This window comes from Pseudomonas sp. JZ114, from assembly GCF_051027705.1.
In the GTDB taxonomy this organism is placed as follows: Bacteria; Pseudomonadota; Gammaproteobacteria; order Pseudomonadales; family Pseudomonadaceae; genus Chryseomonas; species Chryseomonas luteola.
In genome coordinates this window covers 2,859,477-2,881,886 of sequence record NZ_CP069256.1, presented here as the reverse complement: position 1 = coordinate 2,881,886, position 22,410 = coordinate 2,859,477, and the positions used below count along the sequence as shown (strand labels likewise).

17 protein-coding genes, 4 tRNA genes and 1 pseudogene are annotated in these 22,410 nt (G+C 54.3%); 15 read left to right on the top strand and 7 right to left on the bottom strand.

Annotation, left to right across the window (positions count from 1 at the left end):
- Nucleotides 1-43: 43 nt before the first annotated feature.
- The 3 genes from JQR90_RS13525 to JQR90_RS13515 all read left to right on the top strand — a co-directional run bounded on the left by JQR90_RS13525 (nucleotide 44) and on the right by JQR90_RS13515 (nucleotide 2,607).
- The gene (locus JQR90_RS13525; RefSeq protein WP_074824530.1) at nucleotides 44-895 is read left to right on the top strand and encodes an ABC transporter permease; all 852 of its coding nucleotides are present in this window, start codon (nucleotides 44-46) and stop codon (nucleotides 893-895) included.
- Nucleotides 892-1,722, top strand: coding sequence for a quaternary amine ABC transporter ATP-binding protein (locus JQR90_RS13520; protein ID WP_434140061.1), 831 nt, complete (start codon nucleotides 892-894; stop codon nucleotides 1,720-1,722). The genes JQR90_RS13525 and JQR90_RS13520 overlap by 4 nt, the downstream gene beginning before the upstream one ends.
- A 138-nt stretch (nucleotides 1,723-1,860) precedes the next feature.
- Nucleotides 1,861-2,607 carry a TerC family protein gene (locus JQR90_RS13515; protein ID WP_434140060.1) on the top strand — a complete coding sequence of 249 codons (747 nt, stop codon included), beginning with the start codon at nucleotides 1,861-1,863 and terminating at the stop codon, nucleotides 2,605-2,607.
- Nucleotides 2,608-2,781: 174 nt separating this feature from the next.
- Here the strand turns inward: JQR90_RS13515 and JQR90_RS13510 are convergent, their stop codons facing one another.
- Nucleotides 2,782-3,006, bottom strand: coding sequence for a hypothetical protein (locus JQR90_RS13510; RefSeq protein WP_010795154.1), 225 nt, complete (start codon nucleotides 3,004-3,006; stop codon nucleotides 2,782-2,784).
- Nucleotides 3,007-3,355: 349 nt separating this feature from the next.
- Between JQR90_RS13510 and codB the strand changes: the two genes are divergently transcribed.
- Nucleotides 3,356-4,630: a cytosine permease gene (gene codB / locus JQR90_RS13505; RefSeq protein ID WP_434140059.1), complete on the top strand. Its 1,275-nt coding sequence runs from the start codon at nucleotides 3,356-3,358 to the stop codon at nucleotides 4,628-4,630.
- A gap of 67 nt (nucleotides 4,631-4,697) precedes the next feature.
- A complete protein-coding gene (codA, locus tag JQR90_RS13500; RefSeq protein ID WP_434140058.1) occupies nucleotides 4,698-5,939 on the top strand; it encodes a cytosine deaminase in 1,242 nt (413 codons plus the stop codon).
- Between the two features lie 400 nt (nucleotides 5,940-6,339).
- Here codA and JQR90_RS13495 read toward each other — a convergent pair whose 3' ends face one another.
- Nucleotides 6,340-9,816 (bottom strand): hybrid sensor histidine kinase/response regulator, encoded by a 3,477-nt coding sequence (locus tag JQR90_RS13495; RefSeq protein ID WP_434140057.1) that lies wholly within the window; start codon nucleotides 9,814-9,816, stop codon nucleotides 6,340-6,342.
- Nucleotides 9,817-10,086: 270 nt separating this feature from the next.
- Here JQR90_RS13495 and JQR90_RS13490 point away from each other — a divergent pair, with 270 nt between their 5' ends.
- Nucleotides 10,087-10,653, top strand: a complete 567-nt coding sequence (locus tag JQR90_RS13490) for a GNAT family N-acetyltransferase (protein WP_010795150.1) — start codon at nucleotides 10,087-10,089, stop codon at nucleotides 10,651-10,653.
- A 117-nt stretch (nucleotides 10,654-10,770) separates the two neighbouring features.
- Nucleotides 10,771-12,057, top strand: a pseudogene (locus tag JQR90_RS13485) (MFS transporter); the annotation flags it as partial.
- Between the two features lie 51 nt (nucleotides 12,058-12,108).
- Here JQR90_RS13485 and sugE read toward each other — a convergent pair.
- The 3 genes from sugE to rdgC form a co-directional block, all read right to left on the bottom strand.
- On the bottom strand, nucleotides 12,109-12,423 hold the full coding sequence (gene sugE, locus JQR90_RS13480; protein WP_010795148.1) for a quaternary ammonium compound efflux SMR transporter SugE: 315 nt from the start codon (nucleotides 12,421-12,423) through the stop codon (nucleotides 12,109-12,111).
- A 118-nt stretch (nucleotides 12,424-12,541) separates the two neighbouring features.
- Nucleotides 12,542-13,486 carry a bile acid:sodium symporter family protein gene (locus tag JQR90_RS13475; RefSeq protein ID WP_010795147.1) on the bottom strand — a complete coding sequence of 315 codons (945 nt, stop codon included), beginning with the start codon at nucleotides 13,484-13,486 and terminating at the stop codon, nucleotides 12,542-12,544.
- A gap of 62 nt (nucleotides 13,487-13,548) precedes the next feature.
- Complete coding sequence (gene rdgC, locus JQR90_RS13470; protein ID WP_434140056.1) at nucleotides 13,549-14,469, bottom strand: recombination-associated protein RdgC; 921 nt, start codon at nucleotides 14,467-14,469, stop codon at nucleotides 13,549-13,551.
- A 307-nt stretch (nucleotides 14,470-14,776) separates the two neighbouring features.
- Between rdgC and JQR90_RS13465 the strand changes: the two genes are divergently transcribed.
- The 7 genes from JQR90_RS13465 (at nucleotide 14,777) to JQR90_RS13435 (ending at nucleotide 17,380) form a co-directional block, all read left to right on the top strand.
- Nucleotides 14,777-14,852 (top strand) — tRNA-Val (locus JQR90_RS13465).
- A 15-nt stretch (nucleotides 14,853-14,867) separates the two neighbouring features.
- Nucleotides 14,868-14,944, top strand: a tRNA-Asp gene (locus tag JQR90_RS13460).
- Between the two features lie 80 nt (nucleotides 14,945-15,024).
- Nucleotides 15,025-15,100: transfer RNA gene (locus tag JQR90_RS13455), tRNA-Val, on the top strand.
- 13 nt (nucleotides 15,101-15,113) lie between these two features.
- Nucleotides 15,114-15,190 (top strand) — tRNA-Asp (locus JQR90_RS13450).
- Nucleotides 15,191-15,541: 351 nt separating this feature from the next.
- Nucleotides 15,542-16,321 (top strand): FKBP-type peptidyl-prolyl cis-trans isomerase, encoded by a 780-nt coding sequence (locus JQR90_RS13445; protein ID WP_010795145.1) that lies wholly within the window; start codon nucleotides 15,542-15,544, stop codon nucleotides 16,319-16,321.
- 146 nt (nucleotides 16,322-16,467) lie between these two features.
- Nucleotides 16,468-16,929: a YkvA family protein gene (locus tag JQR90_RS13440; protein WP_010795144.1), complete on the top strand. Its 462-nt coding sequence runs from the start codon at nucleotides 16,468-16,470 to the stop codon at nucleotides 16,927-16,929.
- An 85-nt stretch (nucleotides 16,930-17,014) separates the two neighbouring features.
- A complete protein-coding gene (locus JQR90_RS13435) occupies nucleotides 17,015-17,380 on the top strand; it encodes a hypothetical protein (protein ID WP_010795143.1) in 366 nt (121 codons plus the stop codon).
- A 1-nt stretch (nucleotide 17,381) separates the two neighbouring features.
- Here the strand turns inward: JQR90_RS13435 and JQR90_RS13430 are convergent, their stop codons facing one another.
- Both JQR90_RS13430 and JQR90_RS13425 read right to left on the bottom strand, forming a co-directional pair.
- Nucleotides 17,382-19,133, bottom strand: coding sequence for a bifunctional diguanylate cyclase/phosphodiesterase (locus JQR90_RS13430; RefSeq protein WP_010795142.1), 1,752 nt, complete (start codon nucleotides 19,131-19,133; stop codon nucleotides 17,382-17,384).
- Between the two features lie 85 nt (nucleotides 19,134-19,218).
- A complete protein-coding gene (locus JQR90_RS13425; protein ID WP_037029645.1) occupies nucleotides 19,219-21,309 on the bottom strand; it encodes a carboxy terminal-processing peptidase in 2,091 nt (696 codons plus the stop codon).
- Nucleotides 21,310-21,426: 117 nt separating this feature from the next.
- Between JQR90_RS13425 and JQR90_RS13420 the strand changes: the two genes are divergently transcribed.
- Nucleotides 21,427-22,389 (top strand): NAD(P)H-quinone oxidoreductase, encoded by a 963-nt coding sequence (locus JQR90_RS13420; protein WP_010795140.1) that lies wholly within the window; start codon nucleotides 21,427-21,429, stop codon nucleotides 22,387-22,389.
- Nucleotides 22,390-22,410 lie beyond the last annotated feature (21 nt).

Sequence of the window (22,410 nt, the reverse complement as noted above, 5' to 3'; positions counted from 1 at the left end):
AGGCCCTGTTTGAAGGGCCTACCTTTACCAAACGGGCATGTCTATGTTTCCTGACAATCTCACGTTTTCTATTGCTGACTGGGTCAATGGCTGGGTAGACGCTCTGGTCGCCAATTATGGCGATGTGTTCCGCCAGATCTCCGATGTGCTTCTGCTGGCAATCGTCCGGCTTGAAGGCGCTCTCCGGACAACACCGTGGTGGTTGATTCTGCTGGTCGTGGCTGTTGTGTCCTACCACGCCACGCGACGTGTGATACCGGCTGCGGTCATTACCGGGCTGCTATTTCTCGTGGGCGCCATGGGGTTGTGGGACAAGCTCATGCAGACCTTGGCGCTGATGCTGGTCGCGACACTGATTGCGGTGCTGATCGGCATTCCCCTGGGCATTCTGTGTGCACGCAGTAACCGGCTGCGTACGGTGTTGCTGCCACTGCTGGACATCATGCAGACCATGCCTAGCTTTGTGTATCTCATTCCTGTCCTGATGCTGTTTGGTTTGGGTAAAGTGCCGGCTATCTTTGCTACTGTTATTTATGCAGCGCCACCGTTGATTCGTCTGACCGATCTGGGAATTCGACAGGTCGACAAGGAAATCATGGAGGCCGTCAATGCTTTTGGTGCCAATCGCTGGCAACAGCTGTTTGGCGTACAGCTCCCATTGGCCTTGCCTAGCATCATGGCAGGTATCAACCAGACCACCATGATGGCATTGTCTATGGTTGTAATCGCTTCGATGATCGGTGCACGTGGCTTGGGTGAAGAAGTTCTGGTCGGTATCCAGACGCTCAACGTAGGCAAGGGGCTCGAAGCAGGTCTGGCGATTGTTATCCTGGCGGTCGTGATTGATCGCATTACTCAGGCGTATGGTCGTTCACGCTATGAGGGCGAGCGATGAAAATTCAGCTCGATAACGTCTATAAGATATTCGGCCGTCGCGAAGCCGCAGCGCTTGAGCTGGTCCGCCAGGGCCGGGATAAGGATCAGGTGCTGGCGGAAACCGGGTGTGTCGTCGGAGTCAATGGGCTATCGCTGTCCATCGAAGCGGGCGAAATATTTGTGACCATGGGGCTGTCAGGCTCGGGCAAATCAACGCTGGTTCGGCATTTGAATCGCCTGATTGACCCTACCAGTGGTTCTATCCGAGTCGATGGCGAGAACATACTGGCCTATGACATGCAGCAGCTCAGGCATTTCCGGCGCCACAAGATCAGCATGGTTTTCCAGGGCTTCGGGCTGTTACCCCATAAAACCGTACTCGGTAATGTGGCCTACGGCTTGAAACTGCGTGGCGAAAGCCGGACTGCACGAGAAGCGCATGCACAGCACTGGATTGAAGCGGTAGGGCTCAAAGGGTATGAGCGCAAATGGCCCCATCAGCTGTCAGGCGGTATGCGCCAGCGAGTCGGGCTGGCCAGGGCGTTGGCAACTGACACAGAAATCATCCTCATGGACGAAGCGTTCTCGGCGCTCGATCCACTGATTCGTGCCGAGATGCAAGATCAGTTGCTGGAGTTACAGCAGCGCCTGCACAAGACCATCGTTTTCATTACCCACGATCTGGACGAGGCGGTTAGGCTGGGAAACCGGATTGCAATCCTGCGGGACGGCCAGCTGATTCAGGTGGGAAGCCCGCAGCACATTCTCAACGAACCGGCAGACGAGTATGTTGATCGTTTCGTTCGGCGATATCGAAACCGGAGTATCTCCGGGGCAGATGTCTAGCTCAATGATTTGAAACAAAAACAAATCAGCGATACGACAAAAATTTCACATCTTTCTTTTGGCTATAGTTCAGGGTAACTGGGTGCCTTTGGTAACTCATCGGCGCCTTAACTCTCCTATTTTCTGAGAAAAAGGTTCATGGATTACCTCCAGCAGTTGATTTCGGATCCTACCGCCTGGGTTGCCTTGGCGACGCTGATCGCCATGGAAGTGGTGCTCGGTATTGATAACCTGATCTTTATTTCCATTCTGACCAACAAGCTGCCCGAGCAGCATCGGCAAAAGGCCAGGCGTATCGGAATAGGCCTGGCGCTGGTCATGCGACTGGGCCTTTTGGGAACGGTTGCCTGGATCGTTCAGCTCACCGAACCGGTGATCGAACTCTTTGGCAAGGGCTTCTCATGGAAAGATATCATCCTGATAGCAGGTGGTCTCTTCCTGCTCTGGAAGGCAACCAAGGAGATCCATCATAATGTGGATCCTGATCCGGAAGGCGACCTATTCGAAGGTAAAAGCAGCGAAAAGGCCGTTACCCTCGGGTTTACCTCGGCCATCGTCCAGATTCTCATGCTCGATCTGGTTTTCTCCATCGACAGCATTATTACGGCTGTCGGGATGACCGAGCATGTGCCCATCATGATCATCGCCGTTATCGTCGCGGTGACCGTCATGTTGGTCGCCGCTGATCCGCTGGCGCGCTTCATCAATAACAATCCCACGGTTGTCATGCTGGCGCTGGGCTTTCTGATCATGATCGGCATGACCCTGATCGCTGAAGGCTTTGGCGCTCATGTGCCCAAGGGATATATCTATGCTGCCATGGCATTCTCGGCCGTTATCGAAGGCCTGAACATGCTGGCTCGCCGCGCAAAGCGCAAGCGTTAGATCCTGTAGAGCCGCGCGAGAGTTTCCTCGTCTTCCCGTAGTGCGTCTGTGACCGCTACGGGTTTTTTGTGCCTGCCGGAAAGGGGAGGATTCCGCTGGCACGCATGCACCGTTGCACGCTGCCTGTCAGGCGCGTGTCGGGCATCGTATTAGGAAAAGTAAGGCGGGAATGGATCAGGCGCTGATGGCTTTGCGTGCACGTTCGATAACGGACTGCAGACGAGTCGGGCAACTGTATTCCTCACGGTAAAGTCGCTGAGTATGGCGCGCAACGCCGAATTCATTGACGATGATGAATGAAAAGCCTTTCTTGCTGGGCGCAGCGATTACACAATCGAACGGAGCGAAAGCAGAAGAAAGCATTTGGATTGCGGTTTGAGTTTGCTGATGTGTATTCATAATCTTCTTTTAGTTGAATCACGTGACGCGCTTATGACAGCAGCGGCGTCAATTTGCTGCATTGATAACCTGCTTTAGCAAGTTTTTTGCCAACTTTTCCCATTAAGCTAAGTCGCTGAATGGGAAATGTCTCTTTTTCATTTGCTTCAAATTGCTTCAGCACAATGTTGTGTTTGCCGCTGCAGTGAACCATTTCAAGGCAAAGCTAAAGGACAATGAGCCGCTTTTGTGCGTTGGCCTCTTGTTTAGCACCTTCCTGCCGCAGTCATTGGGTTGCACCAGAGCGTTACAGCGTTTGGCATGCGCTTCGCACTTGCTCTCAGGTCCATGACCAAGCGGGAATAGCGAAATGAGCGAGACGAACGCAAGCGCGAACGACTATCCGTTAAGTGAAGTGCCTATGTCAGCCCGTCGGGGCGTCTGGTCGACAACGTTGGTGCTGCTGGGCTTTACCTTCTTTACCGCGACGATGTTTGCAGGCGGTAAGATCGGCACGGCGTTCGATTTCAAGACCCTGCTGAGCGTGATTATGGTAGGTAATCTGCTGCTTGGTCTTTATGCCGCCTTGCTGGGATATATCGCGTATCGAAGCGGCCTTAATTCTGTTCTGATGGGCCGGTTCTGCTTTGGCGAAGTAGGAAGCAAGTTGTCTGATCTGGTGTTGGGATTCACGCAGATTGGCTGGTATGCCTGGGGCACGGCGACGGCGGCAGTCGTGCTGGGTAAGTTTCTGGGATTGCCCGAAGGCATTGTGCTGTTGCTGATGGTGATCTTCGGTTTTGGCTTTTGTGCCACAGCCTATATTGGCTACCGAGGCTTGGAGATCCTGTCTTATATTGCTGTACCCGCCATGTGTGGCCTGCTGGCATTATCCATGTGGGTTGCAACACGAAAGATCGGTGGGCTGGAAGGCCTGGTGGCCATACAACCAGGCAACACGATGGAGTATAGCACAGCGCTGACATTAGTGTTTGGCACATTTGTCAGCGGGGCGACACAGGCTACTAATTGGACACGTTTTGCTCGCACTGGGAGAGTTGCCATTCTGGCCAGCCTGGCTGGTTTTTTTATCGGCAATGGCCTGATGGTGCTGATCGGCGCCTATGGCGCCATTGTGTACCAACAACCGGACGTGGTGGAGGTCTTGCTGCTTCAGGGTTTCTCGCTGGCAGCGATAGCCATGCTCATGCTTAATCTTTGGAGCACGCAGGACAATACTATCTATAACTTCGCTGTGGCGGGTTGTAATCTGGTTCGAACAGATCGCCGGCGAACCGTTACGCTGGTTGGCGCAGCAATAGGTACATTGCTGGCAGTGCTGGGCATGTACGATCTGCTGGTCCCCTACCTGATTATATTGGGAACCATTATCCCTCCTATCGGCGGCGTGATTGCAGCTGATTTCTTTTATCGTCATAGAGGGCGTTACCCCCTCTTGGCGACTGTTCATTTACCTAAATTCAATTGGGTTGGGCTTGCGGCCTATGGCCTGGGTGTTCTGGCAGCCTTTTTCTCCCCTTGGTTGGCGCCTCTTGTCGGCGTTGGTACTGCCGCGCTGGGGTACGTAATGCTGTGTGGCCTGGTGGGGGCCCGGCTATCGGTTGTCGCTCGCGCAGAGGCATAGGCTGGAAATGTTCCAGGTCACCTACTGTTATAAAGAGTAAGTAGTCCTTTGCTTGAGGAGTCTGTCGATGAATGTCATCAATGCGCGGCTGCGTGGTCAGGAAGGGCTGTTTACCGTGCGTTTGCAAGGCGACCGGATCGCTGCAATCGAATCACAGGTCGCTTTTGTGAGCCCAACCAGCGCTGAAATACTGGATGCGCGTGGCAATCTGGTTATTCCGCCTTTCGTCGAACCGCATATCCATCTGGATGCCGCCCTGACAGCTGGGGAACCGCGGTGGAACATGAGCGGCACGTTATTCGAAGGCATTGAGTGCTGGGGAGAGCGAAAGGCGACTATTACCCACGAAGATACCAAGGCGCGGGCCAAGCAGACCATTAATGCCCTGGCGGTCCACGGTATCCAGCATGTTCGTACCCATGTGGATGTAACCGATGCCAGTCTGGCGGCTTTGAAGGCCATGTTGGAAATTCGGGAAGAAACAAGCCATTTAGTTGACATGCAAATTGTGGCGTTTCCCCAGGAAGGAATCGAATCCTATCCTCAGGGCCGAGAACTGATGGAGGAGGCCATTCGGCTGGGAGCCGACGTGGTTGGCGGAATCCCTCACTTCGAATATACCCGTGAGCAAGGGGTCAGTTCCGTCAAATTTCTGATGGATCTGGCTGAGCGCACAGGTTGTCTGGTGGATGTTCACTGCGATGAGACAGACGATCCCCATTCCCGCTTTCTGGAAGTGTTGGCAGAGGAGGCGCGTAGTCGTGGCATGGGCTCACGTGTCACTGCCAGCCATACTACTGCCATGGGTTCTTATGACAATGCCTACTGTTCAAAGCTGTTTCGTCTGCTGAGTCGTTCGGGTATCAGCTTTATATCGTGCCCCACCGAGAGCATTCACCTGCAAGGTCGCTTCGACACTTTTCCCAAGCGGCGTGGCGTAACGCGTGTGAACGAACTGCTGGAGGCCGGTATGAATGTGTGCTTCGGGCAGGACTCCATTGTTGATCCATGGTATCCGCTGGGTAACGGCAACATTCTCAGGGTACTGGAGGCCGGCCTGCATATCTGTCACATGCTCGGTTATGAGCGCCTGCAGCATGCCTTGGATCTGGTGACGGTAAATAGCGCCAACGCCATGCAGCTGGGTGACCGATATGGGCTGAAAGTAGGGCGCCCGGCCAATCTGCTGATCCTGTCAGCCGATTCGGACTACGAAATGATAAGAAGCCAGGGCCTTCCACTGTTTTCTGTCCGTGAGGGCAGGGTGTTAATGAGTCGTCGTCCTGCCGAGGTCAGTCTGGCAGGGTGATAAAACATATGAATTCACTAAATTTTCTAACTCAGGCGAAGGGCTATGCTCAAAAATACACCCTGAGTCAAGGGGCAATGTTCAGGACTTGTGCACAAGCACTAATGCGCTTGTCAAGCGCTTCGCTTAAACAGGCATAAAAATATTTAGAACGGTTATTTAGGTATAAATATATGATTTATAAGGATTTTTTTGATTGGTTAAAAAATGGACAGTTTAACGGAACCCCCCATTTCATCTAGCTTACAGGACATTTCCACCAACTTTTCTACAGAGTTATCCACAGGTTCTGTGGATTAACCCTGTAGACCGCATCACGCTTGGCTTCATCAAAATGCAAGAATTTTTTTGCATTATTTCGATTGGGTTTTTATGACCTATCGACACGGGCGCCGCCAAGTCATCTTAAATTCAGATAACGGCTAAGCAATGCGCGTAAGGCGGCTGGCTTTACGGGTTTAGGTAGAAAATCCAGCCCAGCCGAATGCACTTCACTGACACGATCCTGATGTGCATCTGCACTGATCACAATGCCAGGCAACGGCTTATCAAGCCGCGTACGAAGCCATGCCATCAGTTGAGGTCCGGTATTGCCGTCATCCAGATGGAAATCCACCAGCGCTATCTGTGGCTGAATGCCTTGCGCCAATAACGCCTCGCACTCCTGCTGATTGCGTGCCGTATGAACCTCGCAGCCCCAGCGGCTAAGAAGGCTCTGCATACCCGTCAGGATGCTTTCCTCGTTATCAACGCAAAATACCGGTGCGCCTCGTAGCGGTTCGCTGGTGTGTGCTCGTGTAGGCTGCAGGACAGGCTCGGATAGAGTTTGAGTCGCAACGGGCACCGAGACGCTGAATACACTGCCTTTGCCTAGCCAGGAGCGTACCTCGATACGATGGCCCAGTACCTTGCAAAGACGATCAGCAATAGCCAGTCCCAGGCCCAACCCCTTCTCTGCGCGCGTCTGATGGCTGTCGAGTCGCTTGAACTCCTCAAAAATGACCTGCCGCTTATCTTCCGGGATACCTGGGCCACGGTCCCATACCTCCAGTGTCACATGATCACCATGGCGGCGGACACCTAGCAATACATGCCCTCTGGCATAGCGGAAAGCATTGGTCAGAAAGTTCTGCAGGACTCGGCGCAGAAGCTTGACGTCGCTTTCTACTCTCAGGCGACTTCCGCTTAGGTGGAAATCTATGCCTTGTTCTCGCGCCAGGGCACGAAACTCTACGCCCAGCGTATCGAATAGCGTATTGATTGCGAACGTGCCGACTTCCGTATGAACCCGTCCGCTCTCCAGACGCGAGATATCCAGCAGGTCGGCAATCAGGTCTTCCACGGAGCGCAGGGACGAATCCATGTTGTTAACCAGCTCGCGAGCATCCTTTGGTAACGCATCGTGGTGGGCGAGGGCGGCCGTAAACAGGCGGGCTGCGTTTAGCGGTTGCATCAGATCATGGCTGACGGCAGCGAGAAAGCGTGTTTTGGACTGGTTTGCTGCTTCTGCATGGGCTTTGGCCTCTGTCAGCGCCTGGTTAAGCTGGGAGAGCTCCCGGGTTCGCTCTTCCACGCGCTGCTCCAGCCCTTCATTGGCTTCACGAAGGGCGCGCTCTGCTTCGCGAAACGCAGTGATGTCGGTAAAGCTCATGACAAAGCCGCGTCCCGGCATGGGTTTGCCACTGAGTTCGATTACCCGGCCATTAGGGAATTGTCGCTCAGATGTGTGGGCAATCCCTTGCCGCATTCGATCAACACGTCGTGCTACGTGCTCGTCAGGATCGCCTGGGCCACAGAGGCCCCGTTCTGCGTTATAGCGGATGATTTCGGCGATTGGACGCCCGACCTGGATCATGCCGTCCGGGTAGTCAAACAACTCCAGGTAACGCTGGTTCCAGGCCACCAGCCGAAGAGATTGATCGACAACGCTGATACCTTGAGAAATATTTTCGATAGCGCCCTGCAAAAGCGCGCGGTTGAATTCAAGTACTTCGGACGCTTCGTCAGCAATGCGTACGACATCCTCCACATGCATGTCACGGCCTTCGATGGCAGCCTTTACCACCGCCCGCGCAGAGGAGGCTCCAATCACGCCGGCTAACAGGCGCTCGGTATGGGCAATCCATTCTCCGTTGGCATTCTGGGCCGGATGAAAGGTCAGGCCCGTCTGGTCAGCGAAGCGAATAAAGCTCTGCCGAGCACGTTCATCGCCTACGAAGCGGGCAGCGAGTGCGCGAAGATCCTCCAGCTGCACTGCCAATAGCGACCGGGTATTCAGGCGCGCCGAGGTCATTTGCCCAATGAAACGGCCGGCCTGCCAGTGCTCGGATACTCGCGTCCTGGCCTGATTGGAAACCAGAAAGAAAAGGAGAAAATTTCCTGCCAAGGACAGCAGTACGCCTTGAGTCAGGGGCTTGAAGGGCAGGCCAAACGGATTGGCCGCCAGCCAGGCTAGCCCAGGAAAACGGTCGAGTGGCCAGCTCAGACTTTCTGCCATGACTGGCAGAACCAGGGTATAAGCCCAAAGAAAGGCGCCCGCTGCAAGTCCTGCAAATACACCTCTCCGGTTCGCCTGCTTCCAGTAGAGTGCCCCTACCATGGCCGGGCCCAGTTGAGCGATAGCTGCAAAGGCGATCTGCCCGATGGTAGCCAGGCTTGCCGTAGAGCCCAGCAGGCGATAGCAGAGATACGCCAATAGCAGGATCGCCACGATCGCAACACGCCGAATGGTTACCAGCCAGTGGCTGAACACCTCATAGGGGCGCTCTACCTTCTGCTTACGGAATAAGAGAGGCAGCAAAATATCATTGGATAGCATGGTGGATAAGGCCACGCTGGCGACGATCACCATACTGGTAGCGGCCGAAGCGCCACCAATGAAAGCCAGGAGCGCCAGGCCGGGATGCGCCTGTGCCATGGGCAGGCTTATAACAAAGGAGTCAGGTACGACCCCTTTGGGCAGATGCATCTGTCCTGCCAGGGCGATAGGAACAACAAACAGCGCCGCCAAGGCCAAGTAGCAAGGAAATACCCAACGGGCCAGGTTCAGGTCACGCGCATCCGTATTTTCAACCACCGTGACATGAAACTGTCGTGGCAGACACATGACGGCCGTGAACGCTACTCCGGTTTGCACCAGCAGTGCGGGCCAGTCGAAGGTTTCCTGCCAGTATTTGGACAGCTCGGGCGCAATGCGTGCCTGATCGAAGAGGTCATCGAATCCATCATAAAGTCCATAGGTCACAAAAATCCCTACGGAAAGAAATGCCAGGAGTTTGATCAGCGACTCAAAGGCAATTGCGAGCATCATGCCCCGGTGATGCTCGGTAACATCAAGGTTGCGAGTGCCGAACAGGATGGTAAATACCGCTAATGCCAGTGAGACGATCAAGGCGGTATCCTGTGCACGCATGCCTATTGACTCGGCCCCTACACCGGTCAGCAGATTAACGCCCATGACAATGCCTTTGAGCTGCAGGGAGATATAAGGCAGCACGCCTACCAGGCAGATCAGCGTAACCACAACCGCCAGCGCCCGCGATTTTCCATAACGGGAGGCAATGAAGTCGGCAATGGAAGTAATGTTTTCCTGCTTGCTGATCATGATCATTTTCTTGATCAGACGTGGCATGAATAGCAGGAGCAGGATAGGCCCTAGGTAAATCGGCAGAAAGGACCAAAGTTGGTCGGCCGCCTGTCCAACGGCGCCAAAGAATGTCCAGCTGGTGCAATATACCGCAAGCGACAGGCTGTAAACCCAGGCGCGTAACTTGGGTGGCAACGGCGTTTTACGTCTGTCGCCATAAAAGGCAATCGCAAAGAGCACCGCCATGTAGAGTAGGGCAACGGCGGCGATCAGTCCGCTGGATAGGGTCATGCGAACTCCTGTGGAATTTTGTTGTGCAGGGCCTTTTATAGGTGATTGGCCCTAGGCCTTCCGCTGCCAGATAGATTAGAAAGAGCTCGTCTCGAGTAGTGGGAATACCTAGGGACTATTCTAATGCGCTCGTTGGGGAGCATGGCAGGCTTTATAAGTGTCTCATCAAAGCGACTGCTCCAAGGTCACTGAGACCAATGTCGCAGGTTTGGTTGAGCCAAGGGCTTCAGCCTGTTAGCGTGTCGCAGTGTTATCAAGGAGAGTGGCGCCATGTTCGAAGCGCATCCCATTACCTTGCAGCGCGGTGCTCTTCGTTTAGAGCCTATGGTGGAAAGCGACGTACTGGAACTGGTCAGCCTGGCTGATCTCAACCGGGATGAGTTGCATTACCTGAGCGGTCCACTACGACCGGACTGGTATAGGCACGCCATTGCTGAGCAGCGTGAAGGCAAAACTATCCCTTTTACCATCAGGCTGGCTGACAAGCTGGTGGGTACCACTCGCTTTTCAGAGTTTCTGCCTGCGCTACCTGCCGCTGAAATTGGCTGGACCTGGCTGGATCGGGAGCAGCATGGCAGTGGATTGAATGCCAACATCAAATACCTCCTGCTGCGTCATGCGTTCGAGAACTGGCATCTGGTACGTGTACAACTCAAGACGGCAGCCAGTAATCTGCGTGCGCAACGCGCTATTGAAAAGCTAGGGGCTGTACGTGAAGGGCTGTTACGTAACCATCGACGTTTGGCCGACGGTCGGCTTGATGATACCGTCATGTACAGTATTACCGACCGTGAGTGGCCGACGGTAAAAGCCAGCCTGGAAGCTTCTTTTTCCTAAGGCTATCCGGATATAACGATGTTTGACTGACGTACGATGTAACGCGGTTGTTATCTCGGGCTGCAAGGATGGCTGTGGCCCGTTCCGGTTTCCCTTCTTCGAATAGGACCTCGTTCGATGTCCTCACAGTTCGCTCTGTTGAAAAAACGGCGCTTCCTACCGTTTTTCGTAACACAGTCCCTTAGCGCCTTTAATGACAACGTCTATAAGCAGTCATTGATTCTGGCGGTGCTGTTTCACTTGAGCGTTACCGGTGACAGGCTGTTGCTGGTCAACTTGTGCGCCTTGCTGTTTATTCTTCCGTTCCTGCTGTTTTCAGCGTTAGGCGGACAATTAGGCGAAAAATATGACAAGGCGCGGCTCATGCGATGGCTAAAAGGCTCGGAAATCGTCATGTTGCTGTTAGGCAGTCTAGGCTTTTGGCTTAACAGCCTGCCACTGTTGTTATTTGTCCTGTTTGCCATGGGTACACGCTCGGCGCTCTTCGGACCTTCCAAGTACTCAATTTTGCCCCAGCATCTCGAGTCTCGAGAGTTAATGGGCGGTAACGCGTTGGTGGAGATGGGCACATTCCTGGCCATTTTGGGCGGGACGATAGGGGCAGGGGCCTTGCTCTCTCTCCCGGATTATTCCCAGGCCGTAGCCATAAGCGTCGTATTGATCGCTCTGGCTGGTTTTCTGGCCAGCCTGGGTATTCCATCCGCGCCGGCCGTCATCTCGCACCTGAGGTTGGACTGGAACATTTTCCGGCAAACATGGGTGATCTTACGTATGGGGCTGGGGCAGGCGCCCTCGGTCTCTCGTTCTCTGCTGGGCAATTCCTGGTTCTGGTTTGTGGGTGCGGTATACCTTACCCAGATACCAGCCTATGCCAAGGACTACCTGCACGGTCAGGAAAGCATGGTTTCGCTGATCCTTACCTTGTTCTCGGTAGGCATTGCGCTGGGCTCTCTTCTATGTGGCCGGTTGTCCAAGGGGCATGTTGAGGCAGGTATTGTTCCGCTGGGTGCGCTGGGGTTATCTATCTTCAGCGTCTTGCTCTATGCCGTCACGCCTGACATGGCCGCTATCACAGGGTCTTATGGCGGATGGGCAGCGCTGAAAGAATTTTCCATGTGGCCAGCGCTTGGGTGCATTCTGGGACTGGGGATCTCTGGCGGATTTTATATCGTTCCGCTCTATGCGCTGATTCAGGCACGCACGCCACAGGAGGAGCGCTCTCGGGTTATCGCTGCCACCAATATTCTCAATGCGCTCCTAATGGTCTGCTCGGCCCTTATCACTATGCTGCTTTTGTCTGTATTCGAGATGACAGTTCCGGAGCTGTTTCTGGCGGTTGCGTTGATGAATATAGGCGTCAATGCCTTCCTGTTTGCAAGCGTGCCAGAATTCCTGATGCGCTTTCGCGCCGTGATAGGCGGTGGAGACCCTACGCGCAGCATCCGTGACTAGGCCCTAATGGCTCAGTTTAAGCCCGATCAAGCCACATAAAATAAGCAGCACACTGAGCAGCCGGATCGGACTGACGCTTTCGCCAAATAGAATGATGCCAGCAATCACCGTTCCTACTGCGCCAATACCCGTCCATATGGCATAGGCTGTACCAAGAGGAAGCTGCTTAACGGCCATGCCCAAGAGGCTTATGCTGGTCAGCATGGCGGCTGCCGTCAGGACAGTAGGAAGAGGGCGGGTAAAGCCTTCGGTGTATTTGAGGCCTATAGCCCAGCCTATTTCAAACAAGCCAGCCAGAAAAAGAATAATCCAGGACATAAAGATTCCAGGGTTGGTAAAGCGGGGCCGTCCCCGGATAGTTTCAGGCGATGAGGTCGTCCCCTTCGCGAACCGATGCGCTCTTGCCAAGCCCGAGCGCGCCGGTTTCGTTACATGCTCACTCTTTTGCAGAGGACTCGTCATTCAAGCGACGGAACCATGTGGCCAGCAGCGCTCCAGAAATATTATGCCAGACGCTGAACAAGGCACTGGGCACAGCCGCAAGAGGGGAGAAATGTGCTGTTGCCAGTGCTGCGCCCAGTCCCGAATTCTGCATACCGACCTCGATAGCCAACGTCTTGCGCTGCGCCAGAGGTAGCCCAAACACTTTTCCGGCCAGATAGCCAAGCATCAGTCCCAATGTGTTATGCAGTACGACCACAGCCATAATCAAAAATCCTGACTCTGCAATTTTCGCCTGGCTGACAGCCACAACGGCCGCCACAATCAGCACGATGCTGATAACCGAGACCAGAGGCAACACCTCAACCGCTGCCCGTACCTTTGACCCCAGGAAGCGTTGGGCAACTAGCCCCAGCACAATCGGGAGGATAACGACCTGGACGATGGATAGAAAAAGGGCTGAGAACTTGACTGGTAGCCAGGCCGAAGCCAATAGCCAGATCAGTGTAGGGGTCACCAACGGGGCCAGAAGGGTAGTAACGGCAGTGATGCCAACAGACAGTGCGACGTCCCCGCGTGAAAACCAGGTGATGACATTGGACGCCGTACCGCCAGGGCAACAACCCACAAGAATAACGCCTACTGCAATTTCCGGCGGCAATTGCATGACAAGACAAAGCAGCCACGCCATGCCGGGCATAATGATAAATTGAGCGATTACACCTAGAAGAACCCTAAGAGGTTTGCGAAAGACCTCCTTGAAATCCTCAGCTTTGAGCGTGAGCCCCATGCCGAACATGATCAGGCCCAATAAGGGGACGATAGCTGGCGTTAAGGAGCGAAACCCTTCAGGCCATATAAAGGCTAGAACAGCCGCCAGCAGGACCCACAAGGCAAAGGTATTGCCTGCAAAGCGGCTTAAAGCTGCGAGAGCGCCCATGATTATCCTTATAAAAATATGAGCCTTGGAAGTTGGGCGGCGCCCCGGGGCGCCGCACCTGATTAGAGCCCCTGCGGAATTTCTTCTCCACCCAGCGCTTCGACCAGCGACGGAATAAATTCGGCAAAGGTCATCATCATTAGAGTAAAGGTAGCATCCAGCTGCGCCATGGCATCATCGCCGCCATCCTGCTCGGCCTGCTCTTGAAGCAAGTCCTCAAAGCGCAGCCGCTTGAGCGCGACCTTGTCATCGATTAACAGCGACAGCTTGTCCTGCCAAGCCAGGGCCAGCTTGGTCACCAGCTTGCCTGCGCCCAGATGATTCTGGATTTCTTCACTGGTCAAGTCTTGCCCTTTACAGCGGACAACACCGCCATCCTCGTAACTATCGCGTAGCTCGCACTCATCCAGCAGATGGAAATCATTTGTGGCTGCCTGAGACTTGACCCAATCTGTAAAGGTTGCAGTCGGTGCCTGCTTGACCGACATCGGACGAACCGGAAGGGAGCCCAGCGCTTCACGAAGGGTGGAAAGCAAATCTTCTGCGCGCTTTGCACTGGAGGCATCTACCAGAATCCAACCCTGCTTGGGCGCGATTGCTGCAAAGGTAGTCTGGCGGCGAATGAAGGCCCGTGGCAGCAGACTCATGACAATTTCGTCCTTTATCTGGTCACGCTCCTTTTTGTAAACCTTGCGCATCTGCTGTGCTTCGATTTCATCAACTTTTTCCTGCACGGCGTCTTTTACTACGCTGCCGGGCAGAATGCGCTCTTCCTTGCGAGCTGCGATCAGAAAGAAATCCTGGCTGACATGTACCAGAGGAGCGTCTTCTCCCTTGCCAAAAGGAGCTACGAAACCGTAAGTGGTCAGTTCCTGGCTGGCGCAGGGACGTGCAGGTTTGCTGGCCAACGCGGTTTCCAGGGCCTCGGCTTCGAGTGATAAATCCTGGGTAAGACGATAAATAAGAAGATTACGAAACCACATGGCGTGACGATTCCCCAAAAAACGAAGCGCGCATTATTCCGCTGCCATGCTTCCAAGGCCAACCCCCAATTGATCATTGGCAACGATTAAGGGGCTTTAATGACAAACAGGCCGCTTTTTGGGATGTAACGATACGGTCCTGCCTGCAAGGGCAGACCCGGGAAATGATCCAAAGGCTTGGAAATAAAGGAAAAGAACCTAAGCCTTTGGATCATTTGAAATTTTTTTCACTTGGGGGCTTGCCAGCCTCTAAAACCGTCCGTAGAATGCGCCCCACTTCGAGAGCAAACGCTTACGAAAGTTAAGTGGGTGATTAGCTCAGCTGGGAGAGCATCTGCCTTACAAGCAGAGGGTCGGCGGTTCGATCCCGTCATCACCCACCACTCTTGAAGTTACGCGCAGCGGTAGTTCAGTCGGTTAGAATACCGGCCTGTCACGCCGGGGGTCGCGGGTTCGAGTCCCGTCCGCTGCGCCATTTTTGCTTCATCTTGGGTTGCTTGATTGGGTTTTAAATCCTCTTGATGAACCCAGGAAGAACACTAGCGAAAGCTACGTGGGTGATTAGCTCAGCTGGGAGAGCATCTGCCTTACAAGCAGAGGGTCGGCGGTTCGATCCCGTCATCACCCACCATTTTGCGATATACGCAGCGGTAGTTCAGTCGGTTAGAATACCGGCCTGTCACGCCGGGGGTCGCGGGTTCGAGTCCCGTCCGCTGCGCCATATTAAGTTTATCGGGCCTACTGAACTCCCGATAAACTACGGAAAAGCGGCCTTGCGCCGCTTTTTTCGTTTCTACAGGTTTATTCCCTTTCTAGCGGCTGTTTTCCGTTTCTATTAAGCATTCTTTGCTGGAAGTTCTTTGTACAGTTAGTTTCTTTTTAAAGATGTCTAGTCTGTATGTTCAGGGTTGTTTGATACGTCACGGACACAGACTGCTTTGTATTCAGTCACTATTCAGCGCTGAACTTATAAGCTACTAACTATTCTTATCATGCCGTAGCCAGTGGCAGTTAGGCCCTGATAAGCTCGCGGTTTTATCGAACGCGCTTCGCGCACGGACAAGGAAACAGCATGAAACAGCACCGGTTGGCAGCAGCAGTGGCCCTCGTTGGCCTGGTTCTCAGCGGCTGCGACTCACAATCACAATCCAAGGTTAATCTTGAAACTCCAGCTCAGAAAGCGTCCTACGGCATCGGCTTGAACATGGGTAAAAGCCTTGCTCAGGAAGGCATCGATGACCTGGATTCAAAAGCAGTGGCTTTGGGTATTGAAGATGCTGTGGGCAAGAAAGAGCAGAAGCTTACCGATGATCAGCTAAGAGATGCGTTTGCCGATCTGCAGAAGCGTGCAGAAGAGCGCATGACCAAGCTCAGCGAAGACAATGCCAAAGCAGGCAAGGATTTCCTGGAAAAAAATGGCAAGCGCGAGGGTGTTGTCACAACGGCTTCCGGTTTGCAGTATGAAGTGGTCAAGAAGGCAGATGGTCCGCAGCCCAAGCCGAATGATGTAGTGACAGTTCACTACGAAGGCCGTCTTGTTGACGGTACTGTATTCGACAGTTCCATCAAGCGTGGCAGCCCGATTGATTTGCCGGTGAGTGGCGTGATTCCGGGTTGGGTTGAAGCGCTTCAGCTCATGCATGTAGGTGAAAAGTACAAGCTGTACATTCCCAGCGAACTGGCCTACGGCGCGCAGAGCCCAAGCCCTGCCATTCCTGCCAACTCCGTGCTTGTCTTTGACCTAGAGCTGCTAGGTATCAAGGATCCAAGCGCTCAGGGCGACAATGGCCTGACGCAAGAGCCATCCGACGAGTCGGACGCTGCACAAGAGCAGGATACTTCCAAGAAGTAACACGCCGCTCTATTAAAAAGCCCCGTTCATACGGGGCTTTTTTGTTTTAGGAAACCTGTTTGTGAGGACGATGCTCTAATCTAGGTAATTATTTACCTATTCGCCAAACGCTCTATCAGACTGCCTTTGCGAGGCGGGGAGATCTCATGAAGCCACCCGTTGGATTTGATCGTTATCTGAGGCTTGCCCAACGTTTTCTTGTTCGGGGGCGCTTACCGGCATTGTTATTGGCCGTCGGGCGTAAGCTGGCCAAGCGAGATTTTCGGTTGGGTGCCGCCAAGGATACCTTGGGGCTCTTCCATTCCCTGCTACTGGCCTGGTGGCGTGGAGAATATCGGGGTATCAGTCGGCAGGCACTCTTGTCGGTAGTCGCAGCACTTGCTTATTTCCTTTCGCCTGTTGATCTGATCCCTGACTGGATGCTTACCTTTGGCTTCATTGATGATCTGGCAGTGCTGGCGTGGGTGAGCAAAACCTGGCAGAGCGAGCTTGATGCCTTTCGCGCCTGGAGAGATGCCCAACCCGTAGCGGTGCAAAAGTCGCTATCGGCTCCGCCGCTTCCCAATGAGAAACCCGCTGAGGGCGTTATAGTGGTTGAGCGGGCATGAGCCTGGGTGGCGAGAGGTGCTTGCACATCGGAACAGGATAAGCTGTGCTGTTATAGTAACCTTTCGGTGAATTCAGGTTTGTATTGTGGCGTTACAGATCAGTCGTACCCATTGGCAGGCATTGCTGGCTGAGTTGGAAGAAGCTCGTTGCCAGCGGCACTTGGTAACCTATCGCTCGCTGATTGAGCGTCTACAGTTACCGACGCCCGCTATGGCGATACTGACTGCTGCCCTTGAACACCTGATAGCGCTGGATGCCCGTCAGGGTGTGCCGTTGCGCAGCGCATTGGTGGTCAGCCAGGGTGCGAGCCGGCTGCCGCGTCCTGGTTTCTTTGAATGCGCCCAGCGAGTCGGGCGCTTCAACGGCGAGGTGGATGGTATAGAGGCGGCTGCCTGGCATGCATCTGAAGTCACGCGCGTATTCGAGTACAACTTTTCCTCAGATAGGTAACTCAGGCCGTTTCGGCCATCAGGTGCAAGCTATAGCCGGGAATGGTTTTGGCCTGGGCCTTGGCGCTTTCCGCCAGTTTAAGCAGTTGGCGGGCATCGCGTGACGTTCGACTTTCTGCCGTAACCCTTACAACCCCAAGAGATAGAGAGAGCAGCGGATACTCGCGTCGGTAGCCTTCATGATCTTCTGCTATCAGGCAGCCTGCATCCAGGTGCTCCGGTGCGTAAAAGCGACGGCAGCGACTCTGGAAAGTCTCCATGAGTCGAGTCAGCCGTGCTCGCCAGTCCATGGAGCGCAGGACGATTATAAAGTTGTCATCGCCGTAGTGACCGATGAAGTCCTGGGTGCGATCCATGCTTTCTGCCAAGGCCTGTGCCAGGCACAGCAGTACTTCGTCTCCCTTGGCATATCCATAAATCTCATTGAAGGGCGTAAAGCTGTCGATATCAAGGTGACACAGGGTGGCGTTTTGGTTGTGCTCCAGTAACTGGCTTAGACAATGATGAATCGGCACGCTGCCGGGCAGGCCTGTCAGAGGATTGGCATGCCGTGCTTCCTGAATCTTCTGCTCAGTAATCAGTTGGAGAAGATCAACCACACGACCCATGCCGACATATTGGCCTTGATCAACAATAACGAAGTCTTCTTCTACCCGTTGCTTGGCGCGCTGGGTGAGTAGTCGGCTGACGTGAAGAGGAGATTGGCTCTTCTCCACACATAGAAAATCCAGATGCATAAGTCGCGTAATGGGCTTGCGACCAAACAGGTCCGGCGCAAAGGGCTTACGCAGGGCTTCTGCAAGGGCATAATGGTGGACTATGCCGACAGGCGCACCGTGTTCATCAAGCACGGCCAGGGAGTTAAAGCTGGGTTTGTCGTGGAAAAGCTGCATGACGGCAGGTATCAGCGTCTGCTCCTGAATGGCAGGCCGCTCAAGTAACATGGATATCAGGCCTGTACCGCCCTCTGTAAGGCTTTTGGGGCGTGTCTCCAGGCGAGGCATGATCTCGCGTGCTTCCCGCGGGGGATTCGCTTCAGGACGACTCAGAAGGTAGCCCTGAACCAGATCTATGCCCATTTCGGCCAGCACGACCAGTTCCTCATGCAGTTCAATGCCTTCAGCAACCACGACGGCGTTGGACGCCCTGGCCATTTGAAGGATGGAGCCTACAAACTCCCGTTTGACGCTATCACGATGGATACCATCGATGAAATGACGATCGATCTTCACATAGTCCGGGCGCAGCTCGGACCACAGGCGCAGGCTGGAATATCCGGCCCCCAGGTCATCCAGAGCAATCGAAAATCCCATTGCGCGATAGTAGTGCAAGGCGGTATCAAGCAGGCCCAGATCGTCGGTTGGGGCCTGTTCGGTCAGCTCGATGACGATTCGGTTAGCAGGGATACCCAGACGCTGTAGCAGTTTCAGGGTGCGGCCCTGCTCGTGACTATTCTCAAGCAGTGATTCGGGGGAAATGTTAAGGAAGAGCTTACCTTCAAGGCCCAGATCACGGAAACCGGTACATGCCTGGGTGCGACACGCCATTTCCAGCTCGGACAGACGCTGTGCCGTACGAGCAATGGCGAACAGCGGAAGCGGGGAGTGCAGAGGACTGTTGGAAGGCCCGCGGCTAAGTGCTTCATAGCCAATGATGCGGCGTTCGCTCAAGGAAACGATAGGTTGGAAAAGGCTGTGTATATCACTTCGAGCCAGTATCTGCTCAAGCGCGCTCAACTGTTCGTTGACGGTCATCTATCTTGGTCCTGAATAAACAAAGCCAGCGATAAGCTGGCCTTGTTCATTTCACGACAGTTCGATGACTATTTGATGACGGCAATCAGTGAGACGGACCGCCGTGACTCAAGTCCAGATAGTCGAGCAGGATCTGACCACTCTCCATCAGGTAGGCATCGTCTTGAGGTTTGGTCTTTTCGTCGTTGTTGGCGGCAGCAATAGCGTCGTCATCAACTTTTTTCAGTTCCTTGAGGGGTTCCTCACCTTTAGCTACCCGACGCTCGTTCTCAATTGCCAGCTGGCGCTTATCGAGGGCGTCCTGCTCGGCACGACGCTTCTGCTCGTTCAGGCTGACCGTCGTATCCTTCATGACATCCTGTGCAAACTGAAGGCGTTCACGAGCAAAGACAAAGTCCGGGTTGGTCTTGGTGCGGGTATCGTGACGGTTGATCAGCTCAGGCAGATACGGCTTGAACGGATTGTTCTCTACCTCTAGAACCGGACGGATCGTGTCCCATGGCATGGAGTTGGGTAGCGCGCTTTCGCCGATCTCCTTGTTATCTACGATATCCGGATAGCTAATATCTGGGATAACGCCCTGATGCTGGGTACTTTGTCCTGAAACGCGATAGAACTTGGCCAGGGTCAGCTTCAGTTCACCGTGATTTAGAGGCTGTATGGTTTGAACAGTGCCTTTGCCGAAGGTCTGTCCGCCCACGATCAAGGCACGATGATAATCCTGCATGGCACCTGCAAAGATTTCCGAAGCCGAGGCCGAGAGGCGGTTGACCAGCACGGTCATGGGACCTGTGTAGAAAGCATCGCCTTCATCGTCAGCCAACACGTCTACCTTGCCGTCGCTGTTACGCACCAACACCGTTGGGCCTTGATCGATGAAGAGCCCAGTCAGTTCGGTTGCTTCCTGCAGGGAGCCTCCACCATTGTTGCGTAGGTCGATGACAATACCGTCGACTTTCTCGTTTTTCAGCTCACCGATCAGCTTGCGCACGTCACGGGTAGTGCTCTTGTAATTTGGGTCGCCGGCGCGATACGCCTTGAAGTCCAAGTAGAAAGCGGGCACATCGACTACACCCAGCTTGTAGGTCTTGCCGTTGTGAGGCACGTCAATGATGTGTTTCTGGGCTGCCTGTTCTTCAAGCTTTACCGCTTCACGTGTAATCGAGACGACCTTTGTGGTCTGGTCATTCGGCGGATTGCTCGAGGGGATGACTTCCAGGCGAACAACGGAGCCCTTGGCGCCGCGGATCTTCTTGACGACCTCGTCCAGACGCCAGCCGACGACGTCGACCATTTCGCCGTCTTTGCCTTGCGCTACCCCCACGATCTTGTCAGCGGGTGCGAGCTGCTTGCTCTTGTCGGCGGGACCGGCCGGTACCAGACGAACGATCTGTACGTAATCGTTATCGCTTTGCAGTACCGCACCGATGCCTTCAAGGGAAAGGCTCATGTTGATGTCGAAGTTCTCTGCGCTTTCAGGCGAGAGGTACTGCGTGTGCGGATCGTATGTTTGGGCGAAGGCGTTGATGTAGGCCTGGAAGATGTCTTCGCTGCGAGTCTGTTTCAGGCGCGCCAACTGATTACGATAGCGCTTCTGCAGCTGCTCCTTGATGGCAGCATCGTCCTTGCCACCCAGTTTCAGACGCAGCACTTCATCTTTGAGCTTCTTGTGCCACAGATCATCCAGTGCGGCAGTATTGGTCGGCCAGGGCGCCTTTTCGCGGTTGACGTCAAACGTTTCGTCTGCCGCAAAATTCAGCTGGGGAATGCCTTTGTCCAGCAGGCCTAGTGTGTAGTCGAGGCGTTCCTTCACACGGTCCAGGTAACGCTTGTAGATCGTGAAGCCTGGATTCAGGTCGCCCTGCTTGAGCAGATCGTCGAAGCGAGTCCGCCATGCGTCAAACTCGGCGATATCGGCTGCGTTGAAATACAGTCGATTGGGATCAAGCATCTTGAGATAGCTGTCATAGATCTTTATCGAGCGTTCATCGTTAAGCGGCGGCTTGCTGTAGTGATGGCGCTTGAGCAGCTCTACCACATTGAGACTTGCCACGACTTGATCGCGGTCTGGTTTGAGACCGTCCCAGACGTTTGGGCTCGCTGTTTTGGCTGCCAGCGGAAGAGCGCTGACACCGAGGATGAACAGGAGGGCGGTACGGGGGAGAAGCTGCTTCATGCTTGATTCGACTAGAGTACGGGTAATAACGCTATAGGCCGTACTTGACCGTTCCGGTTCCCCGCAACAGTCAAGTACGCTGTTAAAGGTCAAAAGCTAGCTCACTATGGAGGCACCGTGAACGCATTGCAAGGTATTGAAGGTCAGCTTGAGTGGCAACAGCTGACAAGTCCTGCTCTTTCCGCAGGTGAAATTCGCATCCAGGTCGCCGCGGCCGGGCTTAATCGCGCCGATCTTCTTCAATTGGCCGGTAACTATCCGCCACCGCCTGGAGCGCCGCAAACCCTGGGTCTGGAGTGTTCCGGTGTTGTGGTCGAAGTTGGTGAGGGAGTCAATTGGAACGTCGGGGATCGTGTCTGTGCTCTGCTGGCCGGTGGTGGTATGGCCAGCGAAGTCGTGGTGAATGCTCAGCATGCGATTCCGGTTCCCGAAGGGCTGTCGATGGCTGAGGCAGCAGCGCTACCTGAGGTCTGGGCAACAGCCTGGTGCAATCTTTTCGAATTGGCAGCCTTGCGACCTGGCGAGAAAGTACTCTTGCATGCAGGGGCCAGCGGCGTAGGTTCTGCCGCCATTCAACTCTGTAAGGCTTTTGATAATCCTTGCTGGGTCAGCGTAGGTTCGGCCGAGCGGCTGGACTATTGCATTTCGCTGGGTGCCGAAGGGGGCGTTGATCGGCACCAGGGGCTGGAAGGACTGCGTGACTTCGGGCCATTCGACGTGATCCTTGATCCGGTAGGCGCAAGCTACGCCGAACTTAATCTGGATGTGCTGCGCCGTGACGGGCGGTGGGTACTGATTGGCCTGATGAGTGGTCGAGAGGCGCAGTTCGATCTGGCAAAGGTGTTGAGCAAGCGCATTAGCCTGATCGGTTCTACGCTGCGTAACCGCGATACGGCGTTCAAGGCCCGATTGATGGCAGAGCTGGCTGCAAGGGTCTGGCCGTTGTTTACAGAAGGCAAGCTCAAGCCGAACCTGGAGCGAAAATTTGCTGCCAAGGATGCCGAGGCGGCGTTTGCGGCACTGTCGAGCAACAAGGTGAACGGTAAGGTCGTGATGATCCTCGATGACAGCCTGATCTGATGTCGAGGCTGGCCATGCCGG

Excerpts from the sequence above, each read along its gene's own strand:
- JQR90_RS13495 (WP_434140057.1), bottom strand. The coding sequence starts at position 9,816 with ATGACCCTATCCAGCGGACTGATCGCCGCCGTTGCCCTACTCTACATG.
- JQR90_RS13430 (WP_010795142.1), bottom strand. The coding sequence starts at position 19,133 with ATGACCGTCAACGAACAGTTGAGCGCGCTTGAGCAGATACTGGCTCGA.
- JQR90_RS13490 (WP_010795150.1), top strand. The coding sequence starts at position 10,087 with ATGTTCGAAGCGCATCCCATTACCTTGCAGCGCGGTGCTCTTCGTTTA.
- JQR90_RS13425 (WP_037029645.1), bottom strand. The coding sequence starts at position 21,309 with ATGAAGCAGCTTCTCCCCCGTACCGCCCTCCTGTTCATCCTCGGTGTC.
- JQR90_RS13445 (WP_010795145.1), top strand. The coding sequence starts at position 15,542 with ATGAAACAGCACCGGTTGGCAGCAGCAGTGGCCCTCGTTGGCCTGGTT.
- sugE (WP_010795148.1), bottom strand. The coding sequence starts at position 12,423 with ATGTCCTGGATTATTCTTTTTCTGGCTGGCTTGTTTGAAATAGGCTGG.
- JQR90_RS13525 (WP_074824530.1), top strand. The coding sequence starts at position 44 with ATGTTTCCTGACAATCTCACGTTTTCTATTGCTGACTGGGTCAATGGC.
- codB (WP_434140059.1), top strand. The coding sequence starts at position 3,356 with ATGAGCGAGACGAACGCAAGCGCGAACGACTATCCGTTAAGTGAAGTG.
- codA (WP_434140058.1), top strand. The coding sequence starts at position 4,698 with ATGAATGTCATCAATGCGCGGCTGCGTGGTCAGGAAGGGCTGTTTACC.
- JQR90_RS13510 (WP_010795154.1), bottom strand. The coding sequence starts at position 3,006 with ATGAATACACATCAGCAAACTCAAACCGCAATCCAAATGCTTTCTTCT.
- JQR90_RS13440 (WP_010795144.1), top strand. The coding sequence starts at position 16,468 with ATGAAGCCACCCGTTGGATTTGATCGTTATCTGAGGCTTGCCCAACGT.
- JQR90_RS13475 (WP_010795147.1), bottom strand. The coding sequence starts at position 13,486 with ATGGGCGCTCTCGCAGCTTTAAGCCGCTTTGCAGGCAATACCTTTGCC.
- JQR90_RS13520 (WP_434140061.1), top strand. The coding sequence starts at position 892 with ATGAAAATTCAGCTCGATAACGTCTATAAGATATTCGGCCGTCGCGAA.
- JQR90_RS13515 (WP_434140060.1), top strand. The coding sequence starts at position 1,861 with ATGGATTACCTCCAGCAGTTGATTTCGGATCCTACCGCCTGGGTTGCC.
- rdgC (WP_434140056.1), bottom strand. The coding sequence starts at position 14,469 with ATGTGGTTTCGTAATCTTCTTATTTATCGTCTTACCCAGGATTTATCA.